Below are 13,649 nucleotides of genomic sequence, written 5' to 3'. Positions count from 1 at the left end.
AATGGAATCTAATTTTACAGAACAACAGCGTTTTTATAAAGCTCAAAAAAGGGTAAAAAAGATAAAAGGATTTTATACACATTTAAGTGTTTACTGTATTATAATTCCTGTAATCATTTTTACAAACTTAAAATTCGAACCTCATTTTCATTGGTTTTGGTTTTCTGTTTGTGGTTGGGGAACAGGACTTTTCTTTCACTGGTTATCCGTTTTTGGATTTAACTTATTAGGGTTAGGAAAAGATTGGGAAGAAAAGAAGATTCAAGAATTTATGAACGATAAAAATTAAGGTTATGCAACAAGATTTTACGCAAGAAGCGAGTTACATAAGAGCAAAAAAGAGAGTAAAAGCTATTAAGGGGTTTTACGTGCATTTAATAGTGTATGTGTTGGTAAACATTTTTATAAGCGGAGTTATTATTTTTGGCTTAACACAAAGTGGATACAATTTTATAGATACATTTTCTAATTTTGGAGTATATTCTACGTGGCTTTTCTGGGGAATCGGAATGTTTTTTCATTGGATGGGAGTTTTCGGGTTTCAATCTTTAGGTTTTGGTAAAGATTGGGAAGAAAAGAAAATAAAAGAATTGATGGAAAAGTAGGGTTTTACACAGAGATTAACGGAGAAAAAGCTGAGATTCACAGAGTTTTTTGCACAAATTAGAATAAAGGAACAGTTTTATATTTTTTTCTTTGCGCTCTTAGCGAAAACTCTTTGCGAACTTTGCGTTTAATTTTAATTTTTTTATTTTTCACAAACCACAAACCTATAACACATGAACGTATTAATAATTGAAGATGAAAAACCGGCAGCAAGAAGGTTAAACCGAATGTTAGCAGCATTAAATTTAGAAGTTCAGCAGATGTTACATTCTGTAGAAGAGTCTTTAAATTGGTTGCAAAACAATGAACATCCAGATTTAATATTTTTAGACATTCAGCTTTCTGATGGTTTGTCTTTTGAGATTTTTGAAGAAATTGAAGTAAAATCTGCCATTATTTTTACAACTGCTTATGATGAATATGCACTAAAAGCTTTTAAGCTAAATAGCATCGATTATTTATTAAAACCTTTAGATGAAGACGAACTAAAAGTTGCGGTAGATAAGTTTAAAGAGCATCAACCAAAAAAAACAGATGTTCAAGTAAACTTAGATGATATTCGTAAGCTATTGGTCAATCCGGTAGATAGAAAATTTAAGAAAAGACTGACAATTAAAGTCGGACAGCATATAAAAATTATAAATATAGATGAGGTGGAGTGTTTTTACAGCGAAAATAAATCGACCTATATTCATACCAAAGAAAATAGAAATCACCTGTTAGATAATTCTTTAGAGTATTGGCAAGAACAATTAAACCCTGAACATTTTTTTAGAGTAAACCGTACTTTTATTATACACATAAATGCGATAAAAGACATTGTTGCTTTTTCTAATTCTCGTTTAAAATTGATTTTAGATTCGTATACCGAAACAGAAATTATTGTAAGTAGAGAACGTGTAAAAGATTTTAAAAATTGGATTGACTGAAACCGTTAATTTACTCTTAAAGGAAGCTCTAGGTTTGTAGTTAGATTTGTTTGCATGCGTATTTTCTTATAACTTCGCTAACCTCTGATAATTGGACTTTGAAACGATGTGATATCATCGTTAATATTAAACTCAATTAAAAAACAGCAACTAAATGGATAATAAGGAAGTAATAAAGAAGTTTTACACGTCATTTTCTAATGGAAATGTAACAGGAATGCTAGAATGTTATCATAAAGATATTGTCTTTAAAGATGCTGTATTTGGTAGGTTAGAAGGAGATAGAGCTTTTAAAATGTGGGAAATGCTACTTTCTCAGAAAAAACAAGATACTATTATTAACTTTAGTAATATAGAAGCAACTGCAGAAAGCGGAAAAGCAAATTGGGTTGCAGAATATCTTTATGGAGACAAGAAAAGAAAAGTGGTTAATAGAGTTTCTGCGGATTTTAAATTTAAAGATGGTAAAATTATACAACATTTAGACACTTTTGATTTATGGTCTTGGACAAAGCAAGCAATGGGACTTCCTGGTTACTTAATAGGATGGACTTCTTTTATGAGAAATAAAATTCAGCAAACTACTAACAATCGATTAGATATTTTTATAAAAAAATAAGAATACCTAATCAACTGCATAAAAAATAGCTTTATCAAAATTAAGTAATTATTAAGTTGTCGATTTATTGTATTAAAAAATTGAAAATTATAATAAAAACTTGTGTTATAAGTTAATGAATACCTTAAATTTGATTACCAATTAAACCCGTTATTATCTTAAATATTCTCACTTTTTTCAATTTTAAAACAGCAATTATAAAAACCTTTGTTTTTGTAATTTTAATGATGAATGCAACTAATTTTTATTCGCAATCATTTAAAGTAAATTTAGGGTTCTTATTAAAAGCACAAATACAACTCGGAAATCAAAACCAAGGAATTAAATTGGGTGCTTATGGCTTAGGGACAGCGCAATTTAATGACTTATCTATGGAAACAGGTGTTGCGTTGTATAGTGGTCATTTATTGAAAAAACATACGGTTAAAACTTCTGGTTTAAATTTTGGGTATGATTTTTTTACTTTATTAGGTATAGGAAACAATAACAATTTTTTAGGCTCTTCCTTTTTTGAGGATGGTCCTTTATTGGCTACAATAGAAAATAAGCAAAGCTTTTACGGAATAGGATTTGGGTTTGAAAAGGAATTTTTACCAAAAGAATTAAGTACTTTTAATCAAAGGTTAGGTAAGTTTCTGTTGCGTTTTAGCGATGAAGGCAGTTCTATAAATATTCAGTTAAAGAACGATTTTAGAGCAGGAAAACTTTTTTATGGTGAAGGAACAGATTTTGGAAAAACAGGAATGCTAAAACTGAGCTACAGTAGGGTTGTTAATCCTAAAGAAATAGTTCATGTTGGTATGGCTGTTTCGTTGTTTACTCCATTGCAAGATTATAGCAAAACGCCAAATAATTTGATGAATTCAGATGATGAAAGCAAAAATGTTTGGTACACAAAAGCTCCTTATAAAAACCTTTTTTATGCCAATTTGTATGTTTTTGGCGGTTATCAAAATGATTCTTTTTCAGGATTTTTGAAAGCAGGGATAAATTCACAAAAACTGGGTGCCTTTGTTCAAAACACATTGCATGATAGTTTTGGCTTAAACCCTCGTTTTCCTTGGAATGTAAGTGAAAAAGATAAGCTGTTTTTAGAATTTAATAGTAGTATTAATACCCAAAACACAAATGAATAAGGTTTTAATATATATTGTATTCGCCGTTTTATTACAAAGTTGTAATACGTACAAACGTTCTTTCGGAACGACTTTTACAACCATAGAAACAGAAAATTATAAAACTTTATATCGTTTAGATCTAAGCAATCAGTTTTTAAAAGTTGCACCAGAAAAACTAAATAAACTTACAGAGTTAAGAATGCTAAATCTTGCAGGAAACATTTCGTTAAACTTAAAAGAAACTTTTAGTGAAATTCCGAATCCAGAAAAATTAGAAGTCCTTATTTTAGATAGTTTAGATTTAAAAAGTATACCAAAATCAATTGTACGATTTAAGAATTTAAAACATTTATCATTAAATAAGAATCCGAATATTAATTTGGAAGAAACGTTGGAATTATTAGGTTCTTTACCAATTGAATTTTTGAATTTACAACACAATAATTTAGAAAAGTTACCAATTAATATGGCTAGGATCAAGACGATTTCTAGTCTTAATTTATCTTACAATCAACTAGGGACTTCAACTACGTTTACAGCTTTATCAAAATTACCAAAACTGCGTTCTTTGTGGTTAACCGAGAATAATATCAAAAAATTATCCAATGAAATTGGAACAATAACATCTTTAAATAATTTGTATTTAGAGCACAATCATTTAATAGCATTGCCTAAAACAATGGAAAACCTAAAAAAAATAAGGGTACTTCATGCAGGTTATAATAAATTTAAGGAGTTGCCCAAAGAGCTTATTAAAATGCCTAGTTTAATGCTTTTACATATTAATAATTGCGAAATTTCTACTATTTCAGAAGTTTTTTCTACTGCCAAATATTCTTTAAATAGTATCATTTTAGACAATAATTCACTTTCAAATTCTGATAAAATAAAGTGGAGAAAAGTTTTTAAAGGTTTTTTTATTGCTTCTTTTTAGTATTTATTTGTTTATTAAATAATCTACGAATAATTAAACTTCAATTAGTTTTTTGGCTAGACAATAATAAACCTAACTTCGCATCCTCATAAAAAAAAATACAATTGCTGGGTATTTGCAATTGAAAAACATACTACATGAATATTTACCAACAAATAGAAGCAGAAATTAAAGCTGCATCAAACATCGTTATTACAGCACACAAATCTGCAGATGGAGACTCTATAGGTTCTTCTTTAGGTTTGCTTTATTTTATAGAAAAGTTAGGAAAGAAAGCGGTTGTTTGTCACCCAGATAAAGCTCCCGATTTTTTAGATTGGTTAGATACTTCGTCGATTCTTTTAATGGAAGAAAATCCGGAGGAAGTTACAACACAAATGCAAAAAGCAGATTTAATTTTCTGTTTAGATTACAATGCAACCAATAGAGTAGGACCAGAAATGCAAGTTTTGTTAGAAGCAGCAACTTGTAAGAAAATAATGATAGATCATCATTTAAATCCAGAAGAATTTCCTACAATCACGGTTTCTGAAACAACAGCATCTTCAACATCACAATTAATTGTAGATTTAATAGAAGAGTCTGGTCATTTAGAGTTGTTAGACGAAAAAATAGGAACCCCTTTATATTTAGGGATTTTAACAGATACAGGTAGTTTTAGATTCAATTCTGTAAAACCAAGAACACACGAGGTTTTAGCTAAAATATTAGCAGCAGGAGTAGAACATCACTTAATTCACGAAAAATTAAGTGATAATAATACCGAAACTCGTTTGCGTTTGCAAGGATATGCAATGAGTGAGAAATTAGAAATTTTATACGATTATAATGTGGCCATCATTTCTTTATCTAAAGAGGAATTGGCAAAATATCAATATAAAAAAGGAGATACAGATAGTTTGGCAAACTTGGTTTTATCCATAAAAGGAATGAAAGCTGCTATTGTATTTACAGAAAGAGATGGAATAATGAAAATTTCTTTTCGATCTAAGGGTGCTGAAAACCCGGTAAATATGTTAGCAAAAGAGCATTTTAATGGAGGTGGACATGCAAATGCTTCTGGAGGTATGAGTGATTTAACTGTAGATGAAACTTTAGAAAAATTAAAAGGATTGATTCCTGAATATTTTAAGAAATAAGAATAATTTTCAAAGAAATTTATAATATTAGAAAGAGGTTTAACTATAAAGTTAATCCTCTTTTTTTATATGTATTTTTAACAAAACCTAAAAAACAAATCACATTTCTTCAACTTTGTTTATTTTTAACAAAAATATGTTAGAAATGATTAAGAAATTTATCTCTTTAGAACGTTTTATATTGAGGAACAAAACGAAAATAATTTTCAACTTTTTAATATTAGTATTATTAACGTTAACTATTTCTTGTAGTAGTGAGGATGATTCTCTTTCTGAAGAAGATGAAATACAAATTGATGCTAAAAAAGAAGATCTTGCAGGAATTTGGTCTATTTATAGCGTAGAAGGTAATGGTGTTAATGCTAGCGTACCTGTAACTACAGAAGAATGTGGTAGAGATTTTTTTATTTATAATGAAAGTGGTTTTTATGAAGAATTTGTTTTTCAAGAATCGAATACATGTTTACCAACAAAATCAAAATCTAGGTGGACTTTAAATGAAGGTATCATTAAGGTAAGTACTTTAGATAATAGTGAATCTGAAACGATAAAAATAAAAAGCATAAATAACAATACTTTTATTTTTATAGTTTATTTAGACTTAGATGGAGATAGTGTTAAAGAGAAATATACTTTTACAGCTCTTAAATATGTACCATCAAATGAAATGGATATTTATACATATACTTTTCAAAGAAAAAATAATGAACCTTTTGATGATCACATAGAATTTGGTTGGGATAAGTACAAAGGCTACAATACATTTGTAAAATATGAGATTTATAGAAGTGGTGAAAATTGTAATTTAAATTCAGCAGAATTAATTAAAACAATTACAAATGCTGATGAAAATTATTTTATAGACGAAACCCCTTTAAACGGTAATGAATCGTGTTATTTTTTAAAAATTTATACAAACAAAGGTCTTTTAGGAGAAAGCGAAGGAAGGTATGTGAATTCAGAATTTATTTATCCGGACAATGTGGATTTTAAAAATGCATCAGTAGCAGATAATAAGATAACGCTATCTTGGGAAAAGTATGATGGTTATTATTTTTCTCATTACGAGATTAGAGTTCAAGATCAAAATGAAAATTCTAGCCCTAATATAGAAAGTGTAAAAATAATTACAGATATAAATATAACTTCGTTTATAGATGAGCATCCTCCTTATATAAATAATCCTATTTATACGATTTATGTCCATAATATATTTGGTAACATTAGTAATTTATATGATGCTAGGTCTATGATAGAAACTAACTTTATTAGACCAGAAATATTAGATTTAAGAGATATACGGTTTTTAAGTTTTGATGTAAAAGAACAATCATTCTTTTTCTATGGAAAAACAGAAAATAACGGTTATCGATTATTGAAATATAATTACATAACAAATAAAGTTAGTGCAGAGGCCTTTAAACTTCCAACAACGTCTACTGATGTAGAGATGAGGTTGGTTGATTCTGGTTATGGAAAAGAGCTTATTTTTCAACAATCTGGAGATTTATGGGTGTATGATGCTGAAACTTTAAATTTTAAATATTCTTTAAAGCCAGATTATGTATCAATAAATAGTTTTAATTATTTAGAGAATGATATCTGGATTTTATCAGATAACGATGATGTTTTTACCTACAAAAGAAATGGAGAAGAATTTGTAAAAATTGATGAGAAACCACATTTTTCAGAACATCAAGGAAGTTGGAATTATGAAATTTCAAAACTAGATAAGAACAACATCCTTTTAAGTCATAATAATGAAGGTAGAGCCATCCATTATTCAATAACTGCCAATGGAGAAATTACAAATAATGGGATCAAAGAAATCCCTTTAAAATTTGATTATAATAGTGATGTTACCGTAAACAATAATTCAATTCTTAATAAAAAGAGAAATACAATGTATTCTTCTGTTAATTTTTCTCAGGTTTTAAATTATTCAACACCAAAAACAACCTTAAATTTTAATTTATCAGGAACAGAAATTTATGGAACAAATAATGTTGTTAGCCTAACAGGGCAAGGTGAAGATTATAAAAAAGAATTGATTATTTATAATATTCAAGATAAAACGACTACGACTTTAACTACAAAAGGATATCCAAATTTTGTAATGGAAGATGAATTTGGTAATATAATTAGTTTATCTACTAGTTTTCCTAATAGAAGTTCTTATGGCTTTTCTATCTATGATTCACCAGGTATTTTTGTAGAAGTTATTAAATAAGTAAAACAAAATCTTTAAATAATTTCCTAACAATTAAACTTTGATTATTTTTATCAAAATTTAGTATTAAATGAGTCAGAAGGAAGAATTTTTTGAGTACATCAATAACGGTTATAAAACCAAAGGCGATTTTATTGCATTAGGTGCCGCAATGTTAGGAGAAGAAACCATCACAGATGCATTGGTGAAAATACCGCTTAAAACATTGAATAGGCATGGTTTAATAGCAGGTGCAACCGGAACAGGAAAAACGAAAACACTACAAGTTTTAGCAGAAAACTTATCAGAAAAAGGAATTCCTGTGTTGTTAATGGATATTAAAGGAGATCTTTCTGGTTTAGCACAACCAAGTCCAGGACATGCAAAAATAGACGAACGTCATGCAAAAATTGGCTTTCCGTTTACAGCACAGAAATTTCCAATAGAAGTGCTTACCATTTCTGAACAAGACGGAACAAGAATGCGTGCAACGGTATCAGAATTCGGGCCTGTTTTATTATCAAGAATTTTAGATTTAACAGAAACACAAAGCGGAATTGTAGCCATCATTTTTAAATATTGTGATGACAATAAATATGCACTTTTAGATATTAAAGATTTTAAAAAAGTATTACAATACGTTACCAATGAAGGTAAAGAAGAAATTCAAGCTGAATATGGGCGAATTTCATCTTCTTCAACAGGAGCAATACTGCGTAAAATTGTAGAAATAGAGCAACAAGGTGGCGATTTATTCTTCGGAGAAAAATCTTTTGAAGTAGAAGATTTAACACGAGTAGACGAAGACGGAAAAGGAATTATCTCTGTGTTGCGTTTAACAGATATACAAGACAAACCAAAGTTGTTTTCTACCTTTATGTTGCAATTATTAGCTGAGGTTTATGAAACTTTCCCGGAACAAGGAGATAGCGGAAGACCAGAGTTGGTAATCTTTATTGACGAAGCACATTTGGTATTCGAAGAAGCGTCTAAAGCTTTGTTAAATCAAATAGAAAGTATTGTAAAATTAATTCGATCTAAAGGAATCGGACTTTATTTTGTAACTCAAAACCCTAAAGATGTGCCAGAAGATATTTTAGCACAATTGGGTTTAAAAATTCAGCATGCCTTAAGAGCTTTTACTGCAAAAGATAGAAAAGCAATTAAGTTGGCAGCAGAGAATTACCCAAGTTCAGAATATTACGATACCAAAGAGGTATTAACACAATTAGGTATTGGAGAAGCATTTGTATCCGTTTTAAACGAAAAAGGAATTCCAACTCCGTTGGCAAGAACCATGTTGCGTGCTCCAATGAGTAGAATGGATGTTTTAACAGACAAAGAGTTAAAAAATGTAATTAACAATTCGCGTCTTTTTTATAAGTATAACGAAAACTTAGATAGAGAAAGTGCTTACGAATTATTAAACAAAAAGATAGAAAAAGTAAATCTTGCAGAAGCTAAAGCCATACAAGCAGAGGCAGATGAAAAAGAAAGAGAAAAAATAGCGAAAGAAAAAGAAAAGGAAAGACAAAGAGAAGAAAGAGCCAGTAGAAGCTCTTCTAGAAGACGAAGCACTGCACAGAACCCATTGATAAAAGTATTAACAAGTGCTACTTTTATTAGAGCTGCATTCGGAATCTTAAAAAAAGTAATGAAATAACAAAACAGTAGAATTAACGTTTAAACAAAATATAAAAATAAAAAAATGATTAAAAAAAATATCTTACCAATTATAGTAATCGCATTCTCATTATTTATAATTAGTTGTAGTAACAATAATAAGTTTAAAATAGAAAAAGGTAAAGTAGGTGAGATTACTACAACTACCACAATGAAAGATTTAAGAACTATTTTTAAGAATGATTCTATTGTAAAAAATTTAAGTGAAGGTGCACAAGGAGATAACTATTTTCAAGAAGATGATGAATATTTTATTTTTGAAAAAGGAGGAAAGTTATTGTTAACTATTTTACCTAAAGAACAATTAGATTCTACATCAACTATAAAAAGTATTGAAATTCATGATGCACGTTTTAAAACAGCTTCGGGCATCAATATCAACTCTAGTTTTTCAGAAATAAATGCAAACAATAATATTAATAGAATAGAGTCTACATTTTCTTCTGCAACCTTATTTATAGACGATTTAAATGCTACAATTGCAATAGATAAAGAAGAATTAGGGTTAAAAGAATTTAATACTCAAAAAGTTACAAAAGAACAAATACCAGATTTAGCAAAAATGAAATCATTTATCGTTTGGTTTAATTAGTTGCTATTGTAATAATACACATACTGTTACCGTAATTTATAAACTGTAACAAATAAAAAACTCAAGGTTGATGCTATTAATCTTGAGTTTTTTTTTATTTACGAAAACTTTACGAAATCGATTTCGTATTCTGTAAAAAAGAAATACTTTTGCTCGAAATTTATATTTAGATATACAATGTCAACAATTTTAAATTACGAAGAAGAAGTTATAGAGCAAGCTCAAAATAGAAGAGCTACGGTAGAGTTTATAACTATTGTAAACGATTTATGGTACGATAAAGCGATAGAGTTAGTTCTTTTTAGAAATCCTTTGGTAGATAAAAGAGCAAGCGAAGTTTTAAAACTAATAAACTATGCAAAAGAGTTTGTAAGCAAACCCATTTCTATTTACGATGCGTTAGATATTGCAAAAGCAATACAACAATTAGACCTGCCATCGTCTAAATTAGATATTGGTAAATTAGCGTACGAATGTCATTTAAGCCCTAAAAAGTGTGAGGACAAAGTTGCCTTTGTAAGTAACAAATTAAAAGGAGCCACAGAGTCAGAAGATATTCAACCCAAAGATGTAGTTTTATATGGGTTTGGTAGAATTGGTCGTTTATTGGCAAGAGAACTCATGTCTAAAATGGGTAAGGGTTCTCAATTACGATTAAGAGCCATTGTTACTCGTGGCGCGATTAATAAAGAAGTTTTAGAAAAAAGAGCCTCATTATTAAGGATAGATTCTGTACACGGAGATTTTTTAGGAACCGTAGAAATAGATGTAGAACACAATGCATTAATTATAAATGGTACAACGGTTCACTTAATTTCTGCAAATAGTCCAGAAGATATCGATTATACTAAATACGGAATTAAAGATGCCTTAATTATAGATAATACAGGTGCTTTTAGAGATGATGTTGCTTTGGCAAGACATTTAAAAGCTAAAGGAGCAAGCAAAGTTTTGTTAACTGCTCCCGGAAAAGGAATTCCTAATATTGTACACGGTGTAAATCACAAACAGCACAATCCAGATACTGTAGATATTTTTTCTGCAGCATCTTGTACCACCAATGCAATTACGCCAATTTTAAAGGTTTTAGAAGACAATTTCGGAATCTTAAAAGGGCATTTAGAAACCATTCATGCATACACAAACGACCAAAATTTGGTAGACAATATGCATCGTAAAAATAGAAGGGGTAGAGCTGCTGCCTTAAACATGGTTATTACAGAAACCGGTGCAGGTGCAGCAGTTGCAAAGGCAATTCCTGCTTTAAAAGGCAAACTAACATCTAACGCAATTAGAGTTCCGGTTCCAAACGGATCTTTGGCTATTTTAAACCTACAATTAAATACTATGGTTTCTACAGAGCGTGTAAATGCCATTATAAAAAAATATGCTTTAGAAGGCGATTTGGTAGAGCAAATTAAATATTCTTTAGATAACGAGTTGGTTTCCTCAGACATAATTGGTACTACGGCACCAGCAATTTTCGATAGTAAATCTACTATTACAGACAAAGAAACCATTGTAATTTATGTTTGGTACGATAATGAATATGGATATTCTCATCAAGTAATGCGTTTGGCAAAACACATTGCCAAAGTAAGGCGGTTTACCTATTATTAAAAGTCTCTTAGTGCAAGTTCGTTCAATAAAAATTGAATGTAAAAACCCGAAGCAATGTTGTTTCGGGTTTTGTTTTTTTAGAAGCTATTTCCTGCTTTCATTACTCGCTTTTTTTATCCCCAAAAAAGGGGGTAAAAAAGAGCTCAAACATGCCATTCAATCAGGGCTAAAACTATTTGCCTGCTGCAGTAATCAAGTAGAAACGATATCTTTTACTTGCCTACTTGTAGCAAAAATAAGCTGAGGTCTATTTAAAACTGCATCCGTTTTCTTTTTCTTATTTTTGGAAAAAATCCATAATGAAAAACATTCTTTTCTTATTTCTCTTTTTACCCAGTCTTATACTAGCGCAGAGTTTAGATGTGCCAAAAAATCCAAAACCAGGTAAGTGTTATGTAAGGCATTCATCACAAGACTTTAATTATAATAAAGCCGTTAATAAAAAAAAACTATGGACAGAAATGGACTGTTACAAAGCAAGAAACTTAACAATTGATGCAGAAAAAGACCGTGTTTTTTTAGAGTATCAAAAACTATTAAAAAAAGAAGGTTTGGATATAGAAATTACTGGTGTCTTAGATTTAAAAACAGCAAAAGCACATAATAAATACTTAAGAAAATCAAAAAAGAAACGAAGAAAAGAGTGATACATAATTAGAAAACAAAAAACCAAAACAGTATTCTATGTTTTGGTTTTTTGTTTTCCAGTATCTTTTTGTTAATTTAGCCTATATAGTATAAACCATAAATTGATATTCAACTTAATCTTCTTCAAAAAATTTAATATTAGCATCAAATTCTTCATTTATAAATTCTTCTCTACTCATAAAATAATCAGAAGTAGTCAATCTATAAGTAGTATCCTTTTTTTCTAAATACCAAATAATGTCATTGGCTTCAACAAAAGCTTCTTCCGCATTTAGTTGTTGTCCAAATAATCGAATAATTACATTATGACTATCTAAATTTTGAGCAAAACACTTCAAAACAATTTCTTTTGTAATTGTAGTTTCTGCATTTCTAGAAGGAGTTATTTCAAAATCTACAATGGTTGCTTTTGTGTTAGGAAACTTTCCATTAAAAGCCTTATACAAAAGTTGATTAATTATAAAAAGAGTCTTATGCAATTCTATTTTAGGGTATTCTTCAGAAATTTTATCAACCAACATTTCATAAGAAAGAGAGTCAATCTGACCTTCGTTTAAAACATTGCCTAATTTATAATCTAGCACAATTGCGGCAGCTTCATTTGGTTCTTTGTCTGCAATTGCCATAAAAAGTAATTCTCTTAACTCTTTAATCTCGTTTACGTCATCATTTGCAAAATCAAAACGTACTAAAAGTTCTTTGTAATCTTCAATACTCCAAGAGTTTTCTAAGTCATCAACCGTAGAAATTTTGTGTATTTTTATAGCGTATTTCATTTTTCTATTCATTTTTTGAATGCCTATACAAATTACAGCTTCTTCCTTTTAAACACAAGTATTTTTATATAAAGTTATGTTATTTTTTGTTGTAACAGTAACCACAATTAGTTGGCTTTAATCTTTATAGAAACCTAAGTTTTCTAATGTATTTACAAGGTTTGCATTTGTTTTTTTTTTTGATAAAACAAACCTTTGTTTCAAGGTCTCTTTTCACTATTTTTACCAGTCTAATTTAGCACTTTTACAAAATGATATTTAAAGAAAAACTACCATATTATCAAATACCAGAACCAGCGTTAGAATATACAGCTGGTACATCAGTAAGTAGAATGGTAGATGGGTTAGGTTTTAGATATTATTGGGCAACAGAAAATTTATCAGTAGCAGATTTGGGGTTTAAACCAAATTCAGAAGCAAGAACAACAGAAGAAACAATAGATCATATTTATCATCTATCAATTAGAATTTTAAATGCTACTTTAATAAAAGTAAATGGAGATATAGAACCAAGCATGACTTTTACCGAAAAAAGGAAAAAAACCTTAGAAAATTTTTTACAAGCAAGTACTATTCTTAGAGAAAGTAAAGATGTTTCTCAATTTAAAATATTGTTTCCTAATAAAGAGCTTTCTTTTTGGTGTGTTATAAACGGACCAATTGCAGATGCTATTTGGCATGTAGGTCAAATAGTTTCATTTAGAAGGTCTTCCGGTAATCCTTTTCCAAGCGGAGTAAGTGTTTTAACAGGTAAAAAGCAAAATTAATTTTTTATT

At 29.4% G+C, this 13,649-nt stretch carries 14 protein-coding genes; 13 read left to right on the top strand and 1 reads right to left on the bottom strand.

Translation table 11 applies throughout. The features are described from left to right. The first annotated feature begins 1 nt into the window (after position 1). The 12 genes from WHD07_RS03915 (at position 2) to WHD07_RS03860 (ending at position 12,096) form a co-directional block, all read left to right on the top strand. Positions 2-289 carry a 2TM domain-containing protein gene (locus tag WHD07_RS03915; RefSeq protein ID WP_068449696.1) on the top strand — a complete coding sequence of 96 codons (288 nt, stop codon included), beginning with the start codon at positions 2-4 and terminating at the stop codon, positions 287-289. Between the two features lie 4 nt (positions 290-293). Then, complete coding sequence (locus WHD07_RS03910; RefSeq protein WP_105049031.1) at positions 294-605, top strand: 2TM domain-containing protein; 312 nt, start codon at positions 294-296, stop codon at positions 603-605. A 174-nt stretch (positions 606-779) separates the two neighbouring features. Continuing rightward, positions 780-1,535 carry a LytTR family DNA-binding domain-containing protein gene (locus tag WHD07_RS03905; RefSeq protein WP_343330144.1) on the top strand — a complete coding sequence of 252 codons (756 nt, stop codon included), beginning with the start codon at positions 780-782 and terminating at the stop codon, positions 1,533-1,535. Between the two features lie 154 nt (positions 1,536-1,689). Beyond that, on the top strand, positions 1,690-2,154 hold the full coding sequence (locus WHD07_RS03900; protein WP_343330143.1) for a nuclear transport factor 2 family protein: 465 nt from the start codon (positions 1,690-1,692) through the stop codon (positions 2,152-2,154). A gap of 227 nt (positions 2,155-2,381) precedes the next feature. Beyond that, positions 2,382-3,290 carry a hypothetical protein gene (locus WHD07_RS03895; protein WP_343330142.1) on the top strand — a complete coding sequence of 303 codons (909 nt, stop codon included), beginning with the start codon at positions 2,382-2,384 and terminating at the stop codon, positions 3,288-3,290. Beyond that, complete coding sequence (locus WHD07_RS03890) at positions 3,283-4,206, top strand: leucine-rich repeat domain-containing protein (protein ID WP_343330141.1); 924 nt, start codon at positions 3,283-3,285, stop codon at positions 4,204-4,206. Before WHD07_RS03895 ends, WHD07_RS03890 begins: the two co-directional genes overlap by 8 nt. Positions 4,207-4,343: 137 nt before the next feature. Continuing rightward, positions 4,344-5,345 (top strand): bifunctional oligoribonuclease/PAP phosphatase NrnA, encoded by a 1,002-nt coding sequence (locus tag WHD07_RS03885; RefSeq protein WP_343330140.1) that lies wholly within the window; start codon positions 4,344-4,346, stop codon positions 5,343-5,345. A 145-nt stretch (positions 5,346-5,490) separates the two neighbouring features. Then, positions 5,491-7,575 carry a hypothetical protein gene (locus tag WHD07_RS03880; protein WP_343330139.1) on the top strand — a complete coding sequence of 695 codons (2,085 nt, stop codon included), beginning with the start codon at positions 5,491-5,493 and terminating at the stop codon, positions 7,573-7,575. Positions 7,576-7,645: 70 nt separating this feature from the next. After that, positions 7,646-9,217 (top strand): helicase HerA-like domain-containing protein, encoded by a 1,572-nt coding sequence (locus WHD07_RS03875; protein WP_343330138.1) that lies wholly within the window; start codon positions 7,646-7,648, stop codon positions 9,215-9,217. 45 nt (positions 9,218-9,262) lie between these two features. Continuing rightward, on the top strand, positions 9,263-9,829 hold the full coding sequence (locus tag WHD07_RS03870; protein ID WP_343330137.1) for a hypothetical protein: 567 nt from the start codon (positions 9,263-9,265) through the stop codon (positions 9,827-9,829). A gap of 177 nt (positions 9,830-10,006) precedes the next feature. Then, positions 10,007-11,449 carry a glyceraldehyde-3-phosphate dehydrogenase gene (locus tag WHD07_RS03865; RefSeq protein ID WP_343330136.1) on the top strand — a complete coding sequence of 481 codons (1,443 nt, stop codon included), beginning with the start codon at positions 10,007-10,009 and terminating at the stop codon, positions 11,447-11,449. Positions 11,450-11,748: 299 nt separating this feature from the next. After that, positions 11,749-12,096: a hypothetical protein gene (locus WHD07_RS03860; RefSeq protein WP_343330135.1), complete on the top strand. Its 348-nt coding sequence runs from the start codon at positions 11,749-11,751 to the stop codon at positions 12,094-12,096. A 114-nt stretch (positions 12,097-12,210) separates the two neighbouring features. On the opposite strand, the gene WHD07_RS03855 is transcribed toward WHD07_RS03860, so the two are convergent. Continuing rightward, complete coding sequence (locus WHD07_RS03855; protein ID WP_343330134.1) at positions 12,211-12,873, bottom strand: hypothetical protein; 663 nt, start codon at positions 12,871-12,873, stop codon at positions 12,211-12,213. Between the two features lie 251 nt (positions 12,874-13,124). On the opposite strand from WHD07_RS03855, the gene WHD07_RS03850 reads away from it, so the two are divergent. Beyond that, the gene (locus WHD07_RS03850; RefSeq protein WP_105049020.1) at positions 13,125-13,640 is read left to right on the top strand and encodes a hypothetical protein; all 516 of its coding nucleotides are present in this window, start codon (positions 13,125-13,127) and stop codon (positions 13,638-13,640) included. Positions 13,641-13,649 lie beyond the last annotated feature (9 nt).

It is taken from the genome of Polaribacter staleyi (genome assembly GCF_038024045.1).
GTDB lineage: Bacteria > Bacteroidota > Bacteroidia > Flavobacteriales > Flavobacteriaceae > Polaribacter > Polaribacter butkevichii.
The sequence above is the reverse complement of the archived record's forward strand: the minus strand, read 5'-3'. Positions and strand labels throughout refer to the sequence as shown.

Bases quoted from the DNA above. Each gene is read 5' to 3' on its own strand.
- WHD07_RS03915 (WP_068449696.1), top strand. From the start codon at position 2: ATGGAATCTAATTTTACAGAACAACAGCGTTTTTATAAAGCTCAAAAA.
- WHD07_RS03910 (WP_105049031.1), top strand. From the start codon at position 294: ATGCAACAAGATTTTACGCAAGAAGCGAGTTACATAAGAGCAAAAAAG.
- WHD07_RS03905 (WP_343330144.1), top strand. From the start codon at position 780: ATGAACGTATTAATAATTGAAGATGAAAAACCGGCAGCAAGAAGGTTA.
- WHD07_RS03900 (WP_343330143.1), top strand. From the start codon at position 1,690: ATGGATAATAAGGAAGTAATAAAGAAGTTTTACACGTCATTTTCTAAT.
- WHD07_RS03895 (WP_343330142.1), top strand. From the start codon at position 2,382: ATGAATGCAACTAATTTTTATTCGCAATCATTTAAAGTAAATTTAGGG.
- WHD07_RS03890 (WP_343330141.1), top strand. From the start codon at position 3,283: ATGAATAAGGTTTTAATATATATTGTATTCGCCGTTTTATTACAAAGT.
- WHD07_RS03885 (WP_343330140.1), top strand. From the start codon at position 4,344: ATGAATATTTACCAACAAATAGAAGCAGAAATTAAAGCTGCATCAAAC.
- WHD07_RS03880 (WP_343330139.1), top strand. From the start codon at position 5,491: ATGATTAAGAAATTTATCTCTTTAGAACGTTTTATATTGAGGAACAAA.
- WHD07_RS03875 (WP_343330138.1), top strand. From the start codon at position 7,646: ATGAGTCAGAAGGAAGAATTTTTTGAGTACATCAATAACGGTTATAAA.
- WHD07_RS03870 (WP_343330137.1), top strand. From the start codon at position 9,263: ATGATTAAAAAAAATATCTTACCAATTATAGTAATCGCATTCTCATTA.
- WHD07_RS03865 (WP_343330136.1), top strand. From the start codon at position 10,007: ATGTCAACAATTTTAAATTACGAAGAAGAAGTTATAGAGCAAGCTCAA.
- WHD07_RS03860 (WP_343330135.1), top strand. From the start codon at position 11,749: ATGAAAAACATTCTTTTCTTATTTCTCTTTTTACCCAGTCTTATACTA.
- WHD07_RS03855 (WP_343330134.1), bottom strand. From the start codon at position 12,873: ATGAAATACGCTATAAAAATACACAAAATTTCTACGGTTGATGACTTA.
- WHD07_RS03850 (WP_105049020.1), top strand. From the start codon at position 13,125: ATGATATTTAAAGAAAAACTACCATATTATCAAATACCAGAACCAGCG.